Here is a 19509-nt window from a genome sequence, read left to right on the forward strand (position 1 = left end):
CTTTTTCACCTCGATAGGTCTGTCGCTCCACGCCGAACAAGAACACTCTGACAGGATAAGCACGCCGCTTCTGGGGCACCCGTGGCACTGCGAACGGTCAAGAACTCGATGTCGCTCAACCGCAGCGAGCGCCCGACTTGTTCCTCAAAATCGGCTCCATGTTCGGCGATTAGAGCATTGCATGCCCGGATCTCGGCACAGTTATCGGCTCCGCGGCCAGCGATCTGCCCACCATCCGCAAGAACGGAATCAATCTCGGGCTCGAAATAGGCGGGGCGAGACGAATGACCAGAGTGACCTGTGGAAACCATATCCGTACCCCGGAACCGAGCTGCCGCGCTCATTGTGGCGTCCGCGGGCGCCGATTGCGCTGCTGCTCTAGCCTCACGTCCGCAGTTGTGCGTGAGGACTGGCGTCTGACCTGCGACGACGAAGTACGTGTGGTCCGTGTCGACGGTCAGGTTGTAGACCCGCCGGGTCTCCGACCAAGACCGCGTCCCCGTAACAGTTGCATCCCGGTGATCCCCGGTCTCAAGCCGATGCCCGGCCTTCAGATCAACAGCGTGAGACCACCGCTTCTCCGACTCGACCCAGAACGGATGCTCGTCCGTCGCCACCAGGGACCCACGATCGGCACCACTCGCGACACCGACCTCCACCAGAGTCCGCTGACTCGCGTGTGAGCGGGTATCCGTCACCACCCGGACCGCAGTGCGACCTGTCGTCGGGTCCTTCGCCAGGACCTTGTCGCCGACCTTGACGTCCTTGATCGGCTTACGGGATCCGTCGCCCATCACCACCAGCGTGTTCGGGTCGAAACTGTTGTTGGTCGCGCACTTCCCGGCAGGACTACTCGAAGATTCGTCGTGGTGCTTGCCCCGCCCCTTGTTCCGGCCGGCGAAACCGCCAAGCGCGGAAAGCGCGTCTTCAGGAGTGGCACCGGACTGGGCGATCTCCGACACCGCGGTCACGGTCTCGGCGACGTTCTGGATGATGTTCCCGTCCCCGACCACCTGCTTCTTGAAGAAGTCGGTGACCCGGCCGGCGTCCTGCACGTTGGCCTTGAACGACTGCACCACCCGCGCCGGCGTCAGCGGCGACGACGACACCAAATCCGTGCCCTTGAAGACCGGTTTCAGCGCCGCCTTCAACGTCGGGATCGGATTCCGCTTCGCCGTCTTCTCCGCGGCGCCGCGGGCGGCGGCCGCGACAGCCTTCTTCTTCGCCAGGATCGCCGCTGCCCGTCGAGCCGCTGCGGCCGCGGCCGCAGCAGCGGCCTTACGTGCGGCCGCGACAGCGGAAGCCTTGCGAGCAGCGGAAGCGGCGGCGTCACCTGCGGTTCGGCGCGCCGCGCCGGCGACGTCGTCGCCATACCGACGACCGAGATCGATGGCGTCGTCGGCGTACCGGCCGGCCCGGCGGCTGCCGCCGATGAAGTCACCGGCCTTGCGTGCCCACTTCGCCGCGGTCGCGGCGTTGCCGCCGAACGGGATCGCGCCCGCCGCCGACCAAGCGGCGTTCTCCCAGTCTCCCTCCACCGCATAGATCGCGGCGTTGGCGAGGTCGGCGATCTCGCCGATGCCGGGGATCATGCCCGCCACGTCCAGCGCGGTGTGCACGATGCCGCCCGCCTTGTCCCACAGATCACTGAACCAGCCGTGACCGTCGGGGTCGAAGAAGTTCAGCGGCGAGCCGAGGACGTAGGAGTACCGGTTGGCGCTGATCGACGGCGAGAACGGCAGCTCGATGCTGTCGCGGGAGGCAAAGGTGCCGGAACCCGGCTGGTACCACCGCGCCCCCATGTTGACGTTCCCGTTGTCGGGATCCGTCCAGTCGCCCTGGAAACCGACCGACCGCGAAGCACCGGTCGACGCGATCCGCTTGCCGTACGGGTCGTACGCCGTCGAGTCGACGACGCCGCCCGACGCGGGTGCCAGTGCGCCGACAACGTCGCCGTGCCGGTCGGAAAGCGTGAGCCGGGAATCGGTTCCCTGCGAAAGCGACAGCAGTGAGCCGTCAGGACCGCGGCCGAAGCGTGAGGAACCGTCGCTGACCGCGTCCCTTTCCATGCCCGCGTAGGAGAACTGCTGGCCGCCACGGGTCGCGAGCCGATCGAGGTCGTCGTAGGTGTACTCGGTCGAACCGAATTTCACCAGCCTGTCGAAGGCATCGAAGGAGTACTTCTCCTCGAGTCCCGACGAGGTGCGCGAAGCCAGCGAGCCGCGCGGCGAGTACGCGTAGGTGTAGTCGCCGTCCGCGAGGACACGGTTCCGTTCGTCGTAGGTGGCGTTCTTGCCGCCCGCCTTGATCCGGTTCCCGGAGTCGTCCCAGCCGTACTCGGTCGCCTTGCCCGCCGGATCGGTCCACGACAGCATCCGCCCCTGGTAGTCGTAGGCGTAGCTGTTCTGCCCCGAACCGGCCAGCCCGGCGGTGGTCTTCGTCTTGACCCGGTCGTTGGGGTCGTAGGTGTAGGCGATCGACGAGAGAACCGTGCCGTTGGCATCCTTGAGGACGTCGGACTTCGGCCGCGCGAGGTTGTCGTAGTCGTAGGTCCGGACCCGGCCGGCGCCGTAGTCGACGGTCTTGACCTTCCCCGCCTCGTTGTAGCCGTAGGTGAGGCGGCCGCCGGTCGCGCCGTCGGTGACGGAATCCAGACGCCCCTTGAGGTAGCCGTAGCCGGTGGTCCCGGCGGCGTCCTTGCGGGTGCTGACGCGCCCGGCGGCGTCGTACTCGAACGACGAGTTTCCGGAGGTGCCCGTCGCGGTCAGCAGACCGCCCCGGTCGTTGTAGGTGAACCCGTTCTGGCCGGCCACCAGCAGCCTGCCGTCGGCGTCGTAGGCACGCTCCTTGGTCTTCGTCTGAGTCTCCGCGCCCGTGCCCGACTCGGTGAGCATGCGGTTGAGGGCGTCGAAGGTCCGGTCCCGGGTCACATTGCCGGGCGCGGTCAACCGGGTGGCGTTCCCCGCCGCGTCGTAGGACTGCGTCCAGGTCCGGTCCGCCGCCGCGGGATGCGCGGCGGTCGACGGCTCGATCACCGACTCGGGCAGGTTCAGGCTGTTGTAGGTGAAGACGGTCTTGTTCGTCCGGCCGTCGGTGAACCTGGTGCGGTTCCCTGCGGCGTCGTAGCCGAACGACGTCGTGATCGTCTTGCCGTCGGCAACGGGTTCGATCTGGCTGGACAGCCGGTTCGCCGCGTCATAGGAGAACGTCGTGACGCGCTTCTCCCAGTCCTCGGCCGTCTTCACGTTGCCGGCGAGGTCGTAGGTGAATTTACGTTCCCGCAAAGCGGGTTTGGTGGGATTCCAGCCGGCGTCGACGTCGAACTCGGACACCCGGCGACCGGCCAGGTCGTAGTCGAGACGCTTCGTGACGCCCGCCCCGTCGCTCTCCCGGACCGCGCGGCCCTGCCGGTCATAGCCCCGCTGGGTGGTCACTCCCGCCGGGTCGACGGCGGTGATCAACTGGTTCAGTTTGTCGTAGGTGCTCTTGGCCTTCTCCCCGGCGGGGTTCTCGACCAAGACGACATTGCCGGCGTCGTCGTACCGGTACTTGGTGGTGTAACTGGTGGTGGCCGAGGCCGGTTTCGGGAACCGCTCGATCGCGGTCGAAGTGACCTTGCGTCCCAGTTCGTCGTACGTCGCCTCGACACGGGCTCCGGTCGGAGAAGTCGCCGACAACGGGAGACCGGTCATCGTGTACGAGTACTTCCACACTCCGCTGGCCGTGCCGTCGGCCTTCGGATCCTGTCGCTCCAGCAGCCTCCCCAGCTGGTCGTAACGCAGCTCGGTGGTGTGGCTCCGCGCGTCGATCTGCTTGATCACCCGCCCCACGGAGTCGTACCGGATCTCCTTGCTCGGGGTGATCGCAGCCGAGCTCCCGGGTGGCGTGTACGCCGGCAGGCTCGACTTGACCAGCTGGCCGAGCCGGTCGTATTCCGCCGTGGTGACCCGGCCCAGCGGATCCTTCGTGTGCGTGACCGATCCGAAGGTGTCATAGCCGGTGACCATGGTCGCCTGCGTGTCGGCTGCCGCACCGCCACCGGACTCCGTACGGACCCGCGGGCCCGTGGCCCGGATAGGCCTGGCCAGCTCGTCGTACTCCATCTTCGTGGTGAACGCGGCCGAGGGATCCTGACCGAGGTTGCCACGAGGATCGGTCATGCTGATCGGCATGCCGCGCTCGTCGTACGACCACCGCGTGATCAGCTTCTCCTGACCATTGTGGACAGTCTGTTCGATGCGTTTACCCGTGGAGTCGTAGACGAAGTCCGTGGTTTCGGTGAGGTTCGCCTGCCCGGTGACGGTGTTCGAGGGGTTTCCGGACTTTTCGGTTCGGACGACGTTGCCACCGCGGTCGTAAGTGAACTGCGTACGCCGTTCCAGCCCGCCCGAGTCCTCGTTCGTCACGGTCAGCCTGCTGACGGCGTCGTACTCGTAGGTCGTGGTCCGGTTTCCCGCGGTGGTCTGCTTGATCAGGTTTCCGGCACCGTCGTAGGTGTTGTTCTCCAGCAGGACATCGCGCACGTTCCCGGTGACCGGGTCGCGGTACCCCTCGGCCACCACCTGCGCGATGAGGTCGTTGGCGTAGTAGTTGTTCCGGGTCGTCCGGCCCATCGCGTCGACGTGCAGGATCTGCCTGCCTGATTCGTCGTACCGGAAGGACTCGAGCACCGTCGGCTTGGAGTTCCCGGGATCGGGGTCGCCCTCGCCGTCCCCGGGCCTGCCGTCACCGTCGGCCGGGTCGACCACCCCGCCGTGCCAGCCGTGCAGCCGGACCTCGGCGACCTCGTTCCTGGCCGTGTACGCGTACGACCTCTTCACGCCGCTCGCGTCGATCACGGACGTCCGGTTGCCGAAGACGTCGAAGCCGTAGCGGGTTTCCTTGCCTTCGGGATTCACGACGTGGACGAGCCTGCCGTGATCGTCGTACCCACGCGTCGTCACCCGTGGCCGATCACCGCCGGTGAGGTCCGAGACCTCTTCCCGCTCGACGTTCCCGTCCTTGTCGTAAGACGTCGTGGTCCGGGCTGTGTGCTTCACGCCGGTGACGGGGTTCGTCGTCTCCGGCCCGGTCTCCGCGATCACCCGGGAGAACGCGTCGTACTCGTAGGTGGTCTTGACGCCGTCGGGATGAGCCGCCGTATAGACCGTGGCCGAGGTCTTGCGCCCGCCCGCGTCGTAACCGAAGCGGGTGCGCATCCCGGCCTGTTCCTGGATCTCGCCGAGGTCGCCTGAGCGGTAGTACCGGTAGAACGTGTTGTCGCCCAACGCGCCGCGTGTCGACGCCAGCAGATCCGCCGGGACGTGGTGCAGAGGGTTGTCGAGGGCCAGCTCGGTACCGTCGGTGTAGGTGTGCGTGACGGAGCCGCCGTCGGGCATCTGCTGGGTGAGGAGATCACCCTTGGCGGTGTAGGTGTACGTCGTCAGGTACCGGTTGTCGGCGGCGTCCGTCGACCTGCCGTCCCTGCTCCACACGACCTTGTCGTTCCTCGGGTCCAGGGGATTTCCCGGGTCGAGGAAGTAGCCGAAGTATTCGGTCTGGCACCTCGTCGCCATCAGGCAGGTCCGCTTGCTGGCCACATTCCCGCGCTTGTCGAAACCGAGCACGACCTCGTTGAGGTTCTCGGAAACGATGGTGCTCTGGTTGCCCTCGTCGTCGTAGTCGTAGCTACGGATCCCGTAGGCGGTCTCGCCTGCCGGCTCGCCGGATTTGTCTTCCGGACGCACGCCGAGCCCCAGCGGAGTGACCGTCCGCAGGATCCGGCCCCGGACCGGGTCGTAGTCGTAGGTGTGGTCACGGTTCCCCGGATCCGTGAACTTCACGGTCCGGATCAGGTTGTTCTCCTCACCGGTGATCACGGGCGCGCCGAGCCGCCACACCCCGCCGTTGCGGTCGGTGTAGGTCTTCACCCGCTCGTTGACCGTGTCGTATTCGACCTGCGAAGCGACCTTGCCGCTGGGCATGACGATCTTGCTGAGCCCTTCGGACGGCTGCGCGGCCTGGAAGTGCTCGCGGACCACGGCGTCGCTGAGCGGCTTGCCGTAGACGGCGATCTCGTCGATCGCACCGGCGAAGTACCCGTGATCGTTGGCGGGCTTCGCCGGCCAGTTGCCTGCGATGAACCCGGCCCCCGCGTACACCTTGGTCTGGTTGCCGTGGTCGATCACGCCCTGCTTCGTCCCCGCCTGGACGCCGTCCAGGTGGAGCGTCTGTGTCGCCAAAGCCCCGGAAAGCACCACATGGTGCCATTTGCCGTCGTTGACCGAGGCGGCGGTACGGATCGGGTTGGTCGTGCCGTCGGAGAACTGGCCGTACAGCTTGCCGTCCGTACCGACATAGAGCGCCGGGGTGTAGGCGTTCTGGAGCCCGCCGGTGATCTCGTTCTGCTGGTAGCCCAGCAGAACGCCGGATCCGGTGGTCTTGAACCACAGCTCGACCGCGAGGTCCCTGCTCTTCTTGACCACGCCGTCTTGAAGCTGCAGCACCGAACTCGAGCCGTTGAAGGTCGCCGCGGTGTCGGCCGAACCGGGCAGCGCGCCGGGGGCGCCGAGCACGACGTTCTTGTACTTCCCGTTGTCCTTGCCCCGGTTGAACGCCACCTGGCTGACCGCGACGTCCCCGGTCAGGTCGCCGAGTCGCCAATACGCGTCGGGCGAGGCGTCGTTCACGACCGTGCGGAACCTGGACTGGTCCGCGTACTCGTACTGGGTGGCGTTCCCCTCGGGGTCTTCGACCCGCCGCAGCCGGTTTCCTTCGTAGATGTATCTCCAGTTCCGCACCTGGCCGTTGACCTCGGTGGCGAAGACACTGGCGACCTTGCCGTCCTGGACCAGGAAGACCAGCTGACGTTCGCTGGCGATGTCGAGGACACGGGACAGGTTGTACCCGTCCCACTGCACGATCGCGCCACGCCCGACCCCGTCGGTGTAACCGGTCAGCCTGCCAGAGGAGTCGAAGCGGTAGGTGGTCGCGGTTTTGTCGGTGAGCCGCCATCCACCGTCCGATGTGGACGCGAAGTCCGCGAAACGGCCCTGCGGCGGGACATAGCTGCCGTCGGGGTTGAGGCCGAAGCGCAGCTGCTGTCCGTCGGGATACGTGACGAGAGTGTTCCCCGCGTAGTCGCGGACCACCTTCATGTCGAACTTCGTCGCCCAGCCCGTGCCGAACCAGTGGTCACGCCGCGGGTCCAGCGAGTTGTACGTGCGGGTCACGCTCAGTTCGGGGCCCGCGGTCGGGAGCTGGACGTCGACCGCGCTCGAATAGTAGTTGCCCACCATCGGGTCGAAGTCGCGATCGGAGCCGCTGTGCGGCGTCATCGCCATATGCGAGGTGATCGCCGGCTGGGGAACCGCGCTGAGGATCGCGCTGAACGGGAGCGGCTCACTCTCGTTGGCACCGTCGTAGGCGAACGACCGCCAGAGATAGATCTTGTTCCAGAACAGTTTCTTGTCCGGGACCGTCCACGTGGGATTCGACTGGTACGCGGAACTGAAGCAGTCGACCGGATTGTCGTCGTCACCCTTGCGGCACACCTCGAATCGGTACTTCAAGGTGCTGCCGGGCGGCGGGTCGACGTCGATGCCGTTGGCCCACAGTTGCGGGGTCAGCGTCTGAACGGACGCGCCGTTGGGCGGGTACTGGTGCTTGATGAACGGCGGCACGTCGTAGACGTCGAGCCCGATCCGCGCCGGCGCGACCTGGTGGTCGGTGAAGTAGTCGCCGGGTTTGCGGATCATGCTGAAGTCGAGCAGGTAGCTGCCCACGCCGATCGGCTTGATCTCGGCGTCGAGTGTCACGGACGCCCCACGCACCACCGGGCCGGGAAGCTCCGCGGCCACCTGGGAACCGAGCGGGTTCCCACCCCGGTCGAAGACGCGGTAGCCCAGTGCGAAATCGGCGGGATTCCACTCCTGCGCGCTCCGGTTGGTCACGGTGATCTTGACCTTGCCCGGGGCGGCCCGGGTCACCGGGGGTTCAGGCGTCGCGCGATCGACGCGGTACTCGGCGTTGTAGGGCGAGTGCGTCACGTACAGCCGGGGCGGGTTCGCCGTGCCGAAGCCGGTGAACCGCTTCCACGCGGCAGGATCGAGCGGGGCCTGCAGGGCGAGACCGTGATTCGCCGCACCGGCCGCCCACTGCTGGACGAGGTCCCGGCCACCGACGCCCAGATCGATGAGCTCGTGCGCGGTCGGGCAGTTGGACCTGGTCGCCAGCGGTGCCATGTAGCCGTGCGAGAACGTACCGCCGCCGAGCGGGGCGCCGACCGGCGGCGTCCCGGAAGAACCCCAGTCCGCGGTGACCGGGTGCACGGACATCGGACGCGGCGTGCAGGAGCCGGACCAGAAGTTGGTCAGCTGCAGCTGGGCGCCGAAGATCCGGTTGTCCTTCAGGTCCCCGCCGATCCCGCCGAACCGGAGATAGCTCGAGGCCGTCTTGCCACCGCTGCGGCCGATACGCAGCTCGTTCACGTTGGTTCGCCGCTGCCCGTTCTCCACCACCAGGTTTCCGGTGCTGACCGACTCCTTGACCACGGTGGGGTCGACCCGCACGGGATAGACCCGGGCCGGGTCGCGCAGCCACGCGGAATCCAGTTCCACGCGCAGGATCTGGCGGCCGTCGCGAGGCACGAGCCGGTAGGTGACGCCGTAGGACGTCGCGGGCTCGCCGCTTTCCTGGCGGCTCGAGTCGAGCATGTAGCCCGCCGGAACCCGCAGGACGGTCGCGCCGCCTTGGTCGACGAAGACCACCGCTCCGTCGACGATCTTCGCTTCGAGCCCCTTCAGATCGAGGGCGAACTCCCAGGCGTGCGGAGCGTCGGGACGTTTGAGGACGAACCATTCCTTGGCCGCGCCCGCGGTGAATTCGACCTGAAGGTCCGCGTTCGGCAGGACGTCGGGGTAGCCGACGGTGCTGCCCTCCGCGCGTCCGGCCGAAGCCCGCGCACCCAGCAGGGTGAAACCGGCTTCCTGCCCGGCACCCGGGCTGACCCGCATCGAGCCCGCCGTCTGCCCCATGTGGACCTGGAGCGCGTCACCGGCCTTGCGCCACCCGCCCGCCTCGTCCGGCACCGCACGCGCATCGATGACGCCGTAGCCGCCTTCGGGCAGCGGATAGTTCAGCGGATCCTGGCCGTACACCGTGGTCCGGGTGCCGTCGGGGTTGTCGTAGACGCTGCTGTGCGAGGTGCGCTGCTGCGGCAGTTCCTTGCTCGCCTTGTCATCGAACCCACGCACCTGCGTGGCGGGCGGCGGAACGGTCTTGGCACTGCTGCGCTTGTCCGCCGAGGGTTCGGGGAAGTTCAGGGGCGGATACTTCGACTGCAGCGACGCGGCCGTCGCGCGGTTCACCGCGGGTGCGGCGGCGCTGTCGGGAGTCGGCCGGTCCGGAACGTTCTCCGCCGAGCCTGATTGCTGTTCGGGCGCGCCGGCGGCGACTTCCGCGTCGTCCGGTGAGGAGAACCGCTGCGAGCCCGCCGGCCCCAGCGTCGCGACCAAGGCGACGATCAGCAGCAGCGCGAGCGCCGCCCGGAGTCTCGCGCGCAGGACAGGTCGACGACGGATCCGCTTCATGACTTCCCCCCTCGGGATGCCCACCCAGAACGGCCCTCGGCTCCTTCAGAGCAGGCCGGCGAGTTGATATTGGTGGGCCGCGAAGTGTCCGGGCAAGCCCCTTTAACGAAGTTGGGCCGAATGGCCGCGAACGATTGGACACAGTTACCTAGCCAAGCGTGCATCGAACACCAGTTCGATTCCTCAATTCATACGAAGAAGGGTGGCGCACATCACGAAACTTCGCCGACCGCAGATCGAATCACACTTTCGGCCGAATGACGACGCGTTGACCAGGCGCTAGCGTCCGGCTTGCTCATAACCAGAAACGAGGGCGCTGGGGGCGGATCGTCGCGTCGCGTTACAGAATGAGCTGCTCTGTCGCGCGTCGCAGTTTTTGTGCATTCGTGAGCACTTTCCGCACAAGGCACTCTCCGTATTCGGAGAAGGAAGGTCCAATGCGGACTCGAAGATCCCTGGTCGTCTCTGCGGCCGCCACGGTGCTGATCGGCACAGTGGTCGCGACGGCCCCCTCGGCACAGGCCGCACCGGTACTGCCGACGGGGTTCGCCCTGTTCGACACACCCACCGGCCAGCAGGCCGGTGATCTCACCGACGCCGCCTACCTCCCGGACGGGAGCGCGCTGACCGTCGGTCGGCTCGGCTCCGTCCAGCTGACGCCCCAGGGTGGCCAGCCGGTCCAGATCGCCTCACTTCCGGTGCACACCGCGGGCTCGCTCGGCCTCACCGGCGTGGCGGTCGCGCCGGACTTCGCCACCAGCCGCGCGGTCTACACCACCCGCGCGGTGACGACCGGCTCCACCGCGGCGTTCCGGCTCAGCAAGTGGAAGGCGGGCGGCACCGGCGCCCCCACCTCGCTGGCGGAAGAGTCCACGGTCCTGGAGTTCCCGGTCAACGCCGACAACAAGGGCATCCAGGACGTGGCCGTGGACCCGTCGGGCACCTCGCTGTGGGTAGCCGTCGGCGACAACGCCACCGTCCGCTCCGCCGGCGACGCCACCAAGGACAACGTCGACCCGTTCGCGTTGCGCGCCTTGGACCCGGCCCATCCGACGGGCAAGATCCTCCGTGTCGACCTCGACGGCCGAGGAATGCCGGAGAACCCGTTCTACGACTCGACGGCCCCTCAGTCCTGGAAAAGCCGCAACTACGTGAGCGGGCTGCGCGATCCGCGGATCGCGCTGGACCCCCGCGGTGGCGTGGTCGTCACGGACATCGGCTGGGCGTCCCGCCACGAGGTCGATCTCGCCTTCCCCGGCCAGAATCTGAAATGGCCCTGCTGGGAAGGGACGACCCGGACGCCGGGCTATCGCGACGCACCGGCGTGCGCCAATGTCGCGAATGTCAATCCGCTCGGCGAAACGGTGCACGGCACCGCGGATACCATCGTCGGCGGCGTTCCCTACACCGGAGTCTCCTACCCAGAGGCTTTCCGCGGAATTCATTTCGTAGCCAACAAAGGCGCGCAGACCCTTTCCACGCTGGGTTTCGACTCCAAGGGCACGGTCACCCAATCCCTCGCCGTCGTGGCTTCCGCGATCGGCGACCCGGTGGCCGTCCTGACCGCCCCGAACGGTGACATCGTCGTGGCCGACGCGACCACGGCGACATTGCGCAGGTTGAGCTACAAACCCGCCAACAAGGCTCCCCGTGCGTCGTTCACCGCGACCACCGATCCGGCCACCCGCACGGTTTCCTTCGACGCGAGCACGTCGGACGACCCGGACCGCGAAGGTCTCACCTACCAGTGGACCTTCGGTGACGGCGGCACGGGAACCGGGAAGACCGTCAGCCACTCGTACTCGGCGGCAGACCCGGTGACGGTGAGCCTCGCGGTCAGCGATCCGCACGGCGCCGTGTCGAACATCAGCCAAACGGTGGTCCCGGCCGAGGCGAGCCCCACGATCGAGATCCTCCCGCCGACGGCGACGGTCTTCTCCGTCAATGAAACGGTCTCGGTCGGTGCCAACGCGGAAGATCCGACCGAGGGTCCGCTCACCGTGAGCTGGCGCGCGGAACGACTGCACTGCCCTCGCAACTCCGCCTGCGAGGTCAACCAGCTCAAGACCGGCACCGGGCTCGCGTTCTCGATCAGCTTCCCGAGCGAGACCGACACCCGCGTCTTGATCACCGCCACGACGACGAACAACCGCAATGTCACCACCAGCAAGCGGTACACCGCGAACCCGCGGCTAGCGCGTCTCACCGTCGTCGGGAACCATCCGGCCCAGATCAAGGTCGGCGCGAACGAAGAAGCCAGCCGCTTGGTGACGGTGGGCGCCCCGGTGCTCATGACCGCGCCGTCCGTCTCCCTCGACGCGGCGAACTTCGTCCGCTGGGCGGACAACCAGAGCACGGATCCGGTGCGCCAGATCGTCGTGCCCGGCGGTGGTCTCGGTCTGCGGGCGGACTATCAAACCCCGATCGAGAAGCGGTACGCCGACGAAGCGCCTCTCCGGGCGCTGGTGGGCACTCCGGTGGGCCTCGAACTCATCGAGGGCGATGGGCACTGGCAGCTGTACACGACGGGACGGGTCTACTGGACGCAGATGCACGGTGCGAGAGTCGTCGCCGGGGAGATCCTGACCAAGTACGTCGCGCTCGGGGCGCACGCGTTCCTGGGGTCGCCGAAGACCGACGAACTGGTGGCCCGGAAGGACAACGGCCGCTACAACGACTTCACAGGCGGCCCGACGACCGGTGCTGGCTCGATCTACTGGACTTCCAGCATCGGTGCCATGGCCATCTACGGCACCATTCGCGCCAAGTGGATGGAGACCGACGCCGAGAACGGGCCACTCGGCTTCCCGACCACCGACGAGGTGAGCACACCGGACGGGATCGGCCGGGTCAACCACTTCTTCAGAAACAACGCTTCGATCTACTGGACCGCGGCGACCGGCGCGCACTTCTTGATGGGCCGGATCTGGCAGAAGTGGGGTTCGCTGGGCTGGGAGACGTTCTTCGGCTACCCGACCACCGACGAAATGGCCACGCCCGACAACGTCGGCCGGTACAACCACTTCAGCGGCAACGGTTCGATCTACTGGTCGCCGTCGACGGACGCCTTCGAAGTGCACGGATCGATCCGTAACCGCTACGAGGCGCTCGGCTGGCAGTACGGGCTCGGCTATCCCATCACCGACGAGACGTGGGTGCCCGGGAACGGCGGGAAGTTCAACCACTTCCGCCAGGGCGGCTTCGACCACTCGATCTATTGGCGCTGGGGCACGAACGAAGCCTGGGAGGTCAAGGGAGCGATCCGGCTGCGCTGGCGGGACCTCGGCTGGGAGACGTCGTATCTCGGCTTCCCGATCAGCGGCGAGTACACCACCCCGACCGGCAAGCGCAGTGACTTCCAGAACGGCTACATCACCTACAACGCGACGACAGGAGCGGTCGCAGACCGTCGGTACTGAGTGAATTCGTGAACGCCGGTGCGGCCCACCAGGGTCGCACCGGCGTTTCGCTTTCACAGCCGTCCGCCGGAAGTCGTGTCGCCCGAGAGGCGTTGCGCCAGATAGACCGGCACCGTCGAAGCCAGGATCAGCACCGCCGCCACGACGTTGACGATCGGCGCCTGGTTCGGCCGGAACAGGTTGTTCAGGATCCAGATCGGCAGGGTCTCCAGCCCGGTCCCGAGGGTGAACGTCGTGACGATGATTTCGTCGAACGACAGCGCGAAGGCGAGCAGGCCGCCGGCCAGCAGGGCCGAGCGCAGCATCGGGAAGGTCACCAGCCGGAACGTCGTGAGCCCGTCGGCGCCGAGGTCCATCGACGCCTCTTCGAGGTTGCCGCCCATTCGCCGCAGGCGCGCGACGACGTTGTTGAACACCACCACGATGCAGAACGTCGCGTGCGCGACGATCGCGGTGAACAGGCCGAGGTCGATGCCGAGGATCGTGCGGAAGGCGTTGTTCAGCGCGATACCGGTGACGATGCCGGGCAGCGCGATCGGCAGGATGATCAGCAGCGACACCTGGTTGCGGCCGAAGAAACGGTACTTCTGCAGCGCGAACGCCGCCATCGTGCCGAGTACCAGCGCGATCGCCGTCGCCGCGAGTCCTGCTTGGACACTCGTGCCCAGCGCGTTCAGCGCGCCTTCGTTCTCCGCGGCCCGCTCCCACCATTCGAGGGTGAAGCTCGACGGCGGCCAGCCGAAGGTGGTGTCCGCGTTGAAGGAATTGAGCAGGACCACCAGCAGCGGGAAGTAGATGACCGCGAGGCCGAGCACGAGCGCCGCGAGCAGGAGGTACTTGGTCGTCCGGGAAAGCCGCATCGCGCGCTCCTACAGGTTGTCCAGCGCGCCCGTGCGGCGCACGGCGGCGAGGTAGGCGAGCATGATCACCACGGGCACGGTCGCGACGGTCGCCGCGAACGGCAGGTTGTTGGCCGCGCCGATGTTGTCGTAGACGACGTTGCCGAGCATCTGCGACGTGCCGCCGACGATCTTCACCGCGATGTAGTCGCCCAGCGACAACGAGAACGTGAAGATCGAGCCCGCGACGATCACCGGGAAGGTCACCGGCAGCACCACCGAGCGGAACGTCCTGAACGGTCGCGCGCCGAGGTCGCCCGACGCGTCCACCAAGGAGTTCGGCAGCCGCTCCAGACCCGCGTAGATCGGGAGGATCATGTACGGCAGCCACAGATACGACAGGGTGATCACCGTCGCGAGCACACCGTAGCCGGGGGTGTCGAGGCCGAACGGTTTCAGCAGCCAGTGCAGCACACCGTTGCCGGACAACATGGTCCGCCACGCGTAGGCCTTCACCAGGTAGCTCGCCCACAGCGGTGTCATGACGGCGATCACCAGCAGCCGCCGCGCCCTCGGTGAGGCGAATTTGGCCATGTAGAACGCCATTGGGAAGGCGATGATCGCGGTGATCACCGTGACCAGCGCGGCGATCCCGACCGTCCTCAGCGTGATCGTGCGGTACACCGCGTCGCTGAACAGCGTGACGAAGTTGTCCATCGACCACTCGGTCACGACCTGGCCGGTGAAGGCGTCGGTGGTCCAGAACGCGGTCACGAACAACGCGGCCAGCGCGCCGAGGTAGGCGAGGCCGAGCCACAGCATCGGCGCGGACAGCAGGATGCCCAGTCGCAGCTTGGGTTTGCGGTACAGGTAGGCGGACGCTTTCCGCCTCGGCGAATCGAGTGTGGTCGTCATCTTTTTTCCACCTGGGGATGGGACCGGGAGCGGGCGGCGTTGGGGGGCACCACCACCCGCTCCCGGAGTTCGGGAGGTCAGCCCTTGATCTCGGTCCAGGCGCGGGTCCACTCGCCGTAGTCCTTGCACTTGACGTCGGTGCGGCCGTCGAGGCACTGCGCGATCGGCGTCGTCCAGTACTGGATCTTCGAGGCGTACGCGGCGTCACCGGCGTGGTAGGTGTCGCAGTGCTTCTTGTCCTTGGTTTCGGCGCACGCCTTGGGGTTCGAGGGCGATTCACCGAAGTACTCGGCGACCTGGGCGTTGGCCTTCGGGCTGACGATGTGGTTCAGCCACTTGTAGGAGCACGTCTTGTGCGGCGACTTCGCCCCGACCATCCAGGTGTCCGACCAGCCCGTCGCGCCTTCGGACGGCAGCACCGACTCGACCGGCGCGCCCTCGCCCTTGGTGACGTTCACCGTCACCTGCCAAGCGGTGCCGAGGACGGCGTCACCGCTCTTGAGCGCCTGGCTTTCCTTCAGGTAGTCCGACCAGTACTCCCCCACCAGCGGACGCTGCTGCTTGAGCAGGTCGACGGCGGCCTGGAACTGCTTGTCGTCCAAGGCGTACGGGTTCTTGATGCCGAGTTCCGGCTTGTGGTTCTGCAGGTACAGCGCGGCGTCGGCGATGTAGATCGGCGAGTCGTAGGCGGAGATCTTGCCCTTGTGCGGGCTGTTCGGGTCGAACATGACCGACCACGACGTCGGCGCCGGGGTCACCTTGTCGGTTCGCCAGGTCAGCAGGTTCGCTCCCCAGCCGTGCGGCACGCCGTAGGAGACGTTGTTCACGCTGTTCCACGGCCGGTTCTTGAGGAAGTCGAAGACGTCCGCGTAGTTCGGCACGAGGGCGGTGTTCACCGGTTCGACGTCGCCGGACGCGATGAGCCGCAGCGAAGCGTCACCGGAGGCGGAGATGACGTCGTACTGTCCGGTCTTCATCAAGCTCACGGCCTCGTCGGAGGTGCCGAACGCCTTGACGTTGACCTTGCAGCCGGTCTCCTTCTCGAATCCGGTGACCCAGTCGACGGCGGGATCGTTCGAGCCGTTCTCCGCGTAGCCGGGCCAGGCCAGCACGTTGACCTGCCCTTCCGGCTGGCCGAGCTGGGCGAGCGCGTCGAGTTTCGGCGGGGTGAAGCCCTGCCCGCCGGGAGCGGCGGCGGTCGAACTCGACCCGGACGTTCCGCAGGCGGCCACGAGCAGGCCGGCGCCGAGCAGGCAGGCGAGCGCGAGTTTCCTGTTCTTCATCGAACAACCTTTCGGTGCTGGGGAGGCTAACCGGCTTCGGGGACTCGGAAGCTGTGTTCGTGCCACCAGCTCAGGCGGACGCGGCCGCCCTCGAAGTCCGCGGGTTCGGCGGTGTTCTGCCGGACCACGGAGAGCTGGCCGCCGGCGTCGAGCGTGACCTCGTAGCGCACGGTCGCGCCGGCGTAGACGGTGTTCGTGACGGTGCCGGTGGCGCTGGTCTCGCCGACCTCGGCGGATTTCGAGAGATCGGCGTCCACGCGGATCTTCTCGGGGCGGATGCTGAACACACCGGGTTTGCCGATGATGTTCTCGGCGCCGCCGCCACTGAGCAGGTTCGAAGTGCCGACGAAACCGGCGACGAACGCGGACGCGGGCCGCTCGTACACCTCGACCGGGGAGCCGACCTGTTCGATACGGCCGGCGTTGAACACCGCGATGCGGTCGCTCATCGTCAACGCCTCGTCCTGGTCGTGGGTGACGAAGATGAAGGTGATGCCGACGTCGCGCTGGATCTGTTTGAGCTCGGTCTGCATGGTGTGGCGCAGTTTCAGGTCGAGCGCGCCGAGCGGTTCGTCGAGCAGCAGCACTTTCGGCCGGTTGACCAGGGCCCTGGCGAGGGCGACCCGCTGACGCTGACCGCCCGAGAGCTGATCGGGTTTGCGCTCGCCGAACTCGCCGAGCCGGACGGTGTCGAGGGCTTCCTTCGCGCGCCGGCGTCGCTCCGCGCGGGGGACGCGTTTCACCCGGAGGCCGTACTCCACGTTCTGCCGCACGGTCATGTGCGGGAAGAGCGCGTAGTCCTGGAAGACCGTGTTGACGTCGCGGTCGAAGGGCGCGAGACGGCTGACGTCGCGGCCGTGCAGTTCGATCGTGCCCGCCGTCGGCAGTTCGAACCCGGCGATCATGCGGAGCACGGTCGTCTTGCCGGAGCCGGACGGACCGAGCATCGAGAAGAACTCGCCGGGCGGGATGTCGAGGTCGACGCCGTCGACCGCGTGGACCTGGCCGAACTCCTTGCGCAGTCCGCGCAGCCGGATCGCCGGGGCACCACCGTCGTCGGAGGCGATAGCAAAGGTCCCCTGCTCCCCCTCGGCGGAGGCGGTGGGCGCTTGATGAGGCATGGCGTGCCTTTCGATGGTCGTCACAGCGCGCTCATCACGTGCTTGACGCGGGTGTAGTCCTCGAGGCCGTAGAGCGAGAGGTCCTTGCCGTAGCCGGACTTCTTGAAGCCGCCGTGCGGCATTTCGGCGACCAGCGGGATATGCGTGTTGATCCACACGCAGCCGAAGTCGAGCTTCGCGGCCAGCCGCATCGCGCGCCGGTGGTCGGTGGTCCACACCGACGACGCGAGCGCGTACTCGACACCGTTGGCCGCGGCCAGGGCCTCGGCTTCGGAGGCGAAGCGCTGCACGGTGATGACCGGTCCGAAGATCTCCGTCTGGCTGATCTCGTCGTCCTGGCGGACGCCGGAGATCACCGTCGGTTCGTAGAAGTACCCCTCGTCGCCCTGCCGCTTTCCTCCACAGTGGACGATCGCGTGCGCGGGCAGCCGGTCGACGAAACCGGCGACCCGGTCCAACTGGGCCGCGTTGTTGAGCGGCCCGTAGGTGACCGACGTGTCGTCCGGCTTGCCGGTGGTGGTCGCCCGCGCCTGCCGGGTCAGCGCCGCGACGAACGCGTCGTGGACCTCGTCGGCGACCAAGACCCGCGTCGCCGCGGTGCAGTCCTGGCCCGCATTGAAGTACCCGGCGGCGGCGATGCCTTCCGCGGCCGCTTCGATGTCCGCGTCGGCGAAGACCACTACGGGTGCTTTACCGCCGAGTTCGAGGTGTACACGCTTCACGTCCTTCGCCGCCGAAGCCGCGACTTCGATCCCGGCGCGCACGGAGCCGGTGATGGAGACCATCGCGGGGATCTCGTGCTCGACGAGTGCTCGCCCGGTGTCGCGGTCGCCGCAGATCACGTTGAGCACGCCGGGTGGCAGGAATTCGGCGCAGATCTCGGCGAAGAGCAGGGTCGACGCGGGGGTCGTGTCGGCCGGTTTGAGCACCACGGTGTTGCCCGCGGCGAGCGCGGGGGCGATCTTCCAGACCGCCATGAGCAGCGGGTAGTTCCACGGCGTAACCTGCGCGCACACGCCGATCGGTTCGCGGCGCACGAAAGAGGTATGCCCTTCCATGTATTCGCCCGCCGACCGTCCTTCGAGGACACGCGCGGCCCCCGCGAAGAACCGCAACTGGTCGACGATCATCGGCAGTTCTTCGGCCGCGGTGAGCGCGATCGGCTTGCCCGTGTTCGCCGATTCGACGAGTACGAGACCGTCCGCGCGCGCTTCGACGGCGTCGGCGATCTTCAGCAGCGCGAGCTGGCGCTGGGCGGGCGTTGTCTCACGCCAGTGTTCGAAGGCGGCGGCGGCGACCTTGAGCGCGCGGTCGACGTCCTCGGGACCGGCGACGGCGGCGGTGCGGTACGGGCGGCCGGTGACGGGATCGACGATGTCGGCGGCCGCGCCCGACGCGGATCCGCTGTACTCACCGCCGATGAAGTGCTTCAACTGCTGCACGAGACCTCCAGGGGCCTGGGGGCGTGAGGCGATAGCAAAGGTCCCTTGCTCCCTTGTGGGGCGTCGAGGGAGCTAAAACATATAAGTCCAGATGTTAAATGACAAGACGATGGGGCAAGATTGGTTCCATCGGGTAGTAGTTCGGGCGAAGGGCCACCATGCGTAAGGGGATGTCGCACAGCGCGCGTTCGGCGATGTTCGCGCCGCTCGACCAGATCGGCCGGGCGGAAGCGGTCACCGCGCGCCTGGTCGACGCCATCACGCTCGGACTGCTGGCCGACTCGGAACAGCTGCCGAGCGAAGCCGAACTGGCCGCCCAGTTCGGCGTCTCCACCGTGACCGTTCGCGAAGCGCTCGTGGCCTTGCGGCAGCAGGGCCTCGTGGAGACGCGACGCGGCCGAGGCGGCGGGAGCTTCGTGAAGACGCCTGCCAACCCTTCGGCCGCTTCGTGGCGAGAGCGCCTTCGCACGGTCTCGCTGTCCGAACTCCGAGACGTCGGCGATCACTACCTCGCCATCGCCGGCGCCGCGGCCAAACTCGCCGCCGAGCGGAGTTCGCCCGAAGACGTCGAGCGGCTCGAACTGGCGACAGAGGACATCCGCACCGCGACGGGCACCGAAGCCTCCCGCGCCGAGCGCCAGTTCCACCTCGAAGTCGCGGCGGCCGCGCAGTCGCCACGACTGACCAGGGAAGAAGTGCAGCTGCAGAGCGAGCGCGGCGGACTGCTCTGGTTGCCGCTCGAACCGCACGGCACCAGGGAAAACGCCTACGCCGAACACCGCGCGATCACCACCGCCATCGCCCAGGGCGACGGCGAGCTGGCCAGGAAGCTCACCGAGGAACACATCCTCGACGCGATAGACCGGCTGGCGGACGTGCATTTAGACCTTCTGGCCCCTTAAGCTGCGGCATCCGCGCATC

General features: G+C 67.3%; 8 protein-coding genes. 2 read left to right on the forward strand and 6 right to left on the reverse strand.

The genetic code is table 11. The annotated features are described in order from the left end of the window. Positions 1-5: 5 nt before the first annotated feature. A complete protein-coding gene (locus IE302_RS39535) occupies positions 6-9569 on the reverse strand; it encodes an RHS repeat-associated core domain-containing protein (protein ID WP_191259586.1) in 9564 nt (3187 codons plus the stop codon). 437 nt (positions 9570-10006) lie between these two features. Between IE302_RS39535 and IE302_RS39540 the strand changes: the two genes are divergently transcribed. Further along, entirely contained in the window at positions 10007-12988 is a 2982-nt protein-coding gene (locus tag IE302_RS39540) for a PQQ-dependent sugar dehydrogenase (protein ID WP_191259587.1), read from the forward strand. A 53-nt stretch (positions 12989-13041) separates the two neighbouring features. On the opposite strand, the gene IE302_RS39545 is transcribed toward IE302_RS39540, so the two are convergent. From IE302_RS39545 to IE302_RS39565, 5 genes are all read right to left on the reverse strand, one after another. Continuing rightward, positions 13042-13848 (reverse strand): ABC transporter permease, encoded by an 807-nt coding sequence (locus IE302_RS39545; RefSeq protein ID WP_191259588.1) that lies wholly within the window; start codon positions 13846-13848, stop codon positions 13042-13044. A gap of 9 nt (positions 13849-13857) precedes the next feature. Next, the gene (locus IE302_RS39550; RefSeq protein WP_191259589.1) at positions 13858-14742 is read right to left on the reverse strand and encodes an ABC transporter permease; all 885 of its coding nucleotides are present in this window, start codon (positions 14740-14742) and stop codon (positions 13858-13860) included. A 77-nt stretch (positions 14743-14819) separates the two neighbouring features. Further along, the gene (locus tag IE302_RS39555; RefSeq protein WP_191259590.1) at positions 14820-16025 is read right to left on the reverse strand and encodes an ABC transporter substrate-binding protein; all 1206 of its coding nucleotides are present in this window, start codon (positions 16023-16025) and stop codon (positions 14820-14822) included. 26 nt (positions 16026-16051) lie between these two features. Continuing rightward, entirely contained in the window at positions 16052-17146 is a 1095-nt protein-coding gene (locus IE302_RS39560; protein WP_373308081.1) for an ABC transporter ATP-binding protein, read from the reverse strand. A gap of 20 nt (positions 17147-17166) precedes the next feature. Beyond that, positions 17167-18588, reverse strand: a complete 1422-nt coding sequence (locus IE302_RS39565) for a gamma-aminobutyraldehyde dehydrogenase (protein ID WP_191259592.1) — start codon at positions 18586-18588, stop codon at positions 17167-17169. 158 nt (positions 18589-18746) lie between these two features. Here IE302_RS39565 and IE302_RS39570 point away from each other — a divergent pair, with 158 nt between their 5' ends. Continuing rightward, the gene (locus IE302_RS39570; protein ID WP_191259593.1) at positions 18747-19490 is read left to right on the forward strand and encodes a FadR/GntR family transcriptional regulator; all 744 of its coding nucleotides are present in this window, start codon (positions 18747-18749) and stop codon (positions 19488-19490) included. Positions 19491-19509: the final 19 nt, after the last annotated feature.

Source organism: Amycolatopsis oliviviridis (genome assembly GCF_014654365.1).
GTDB lineage: Bacteria > Actinomycetota > Actinomycetes > Mycobacteriales > Pseudonocardiaceae > Amycolatopsis > Amycolatopsis oliviviridis.

Bases quoted from the DNA above. Each gene is read 5' to 3' on its own strand.
- IE302_RS39545 (WP_191259588.1), bottom strand. From the start codon at position 13,848: ATGCGGCTTTCCCGGACGACCAAGTACCTCCTGCTCGCGGCGCTCGTG.
- IE302_RS39560 (WP_373308081.1), bottom strand. From the start codon at position 17,146: ATGCCTCATCAAGCGCCCACCGCCTCCGCCGAGGGGGAGCAGGGGACC.
- IE302_RS39550 (WP_191259589.1), bottom strand. From the start codon at position 14,742: ATGACGACCACACTCGATTCGCCGAGGCGGAAAGCGTCCGCCTACCTG.
- IE302_RS39540 (WP_191259587.1), top strand. From the start codon at position 10,007: ATGCGGACTCGAAGATCCCTGGTCGTCTCTGCGGCCGCCACGGTGCTG.
- IE302_RS39570 (WP_191259593.1), top strand. From the start codon at position 18,747: ATGCGTAAGGGGATGTCGCACAGCGCGCGTTCGGCGATGTTCGCGCCG.
- IE302_RS39555 (WP_191259590.1), bottom strand. From the start codon at position 16,025: ATGAAGAACAGGAAACTCGCGCTCGCCTGCCTGCTCGGCGCCGGCCTG.
- IE302_RS39535 (WP_191259586.1), bottom strand. From the start codon at position 9,569: ATGAAGCGGATCCGTCGTCGACCTGTCCTGCGCGCGAGACTCCGGGCG.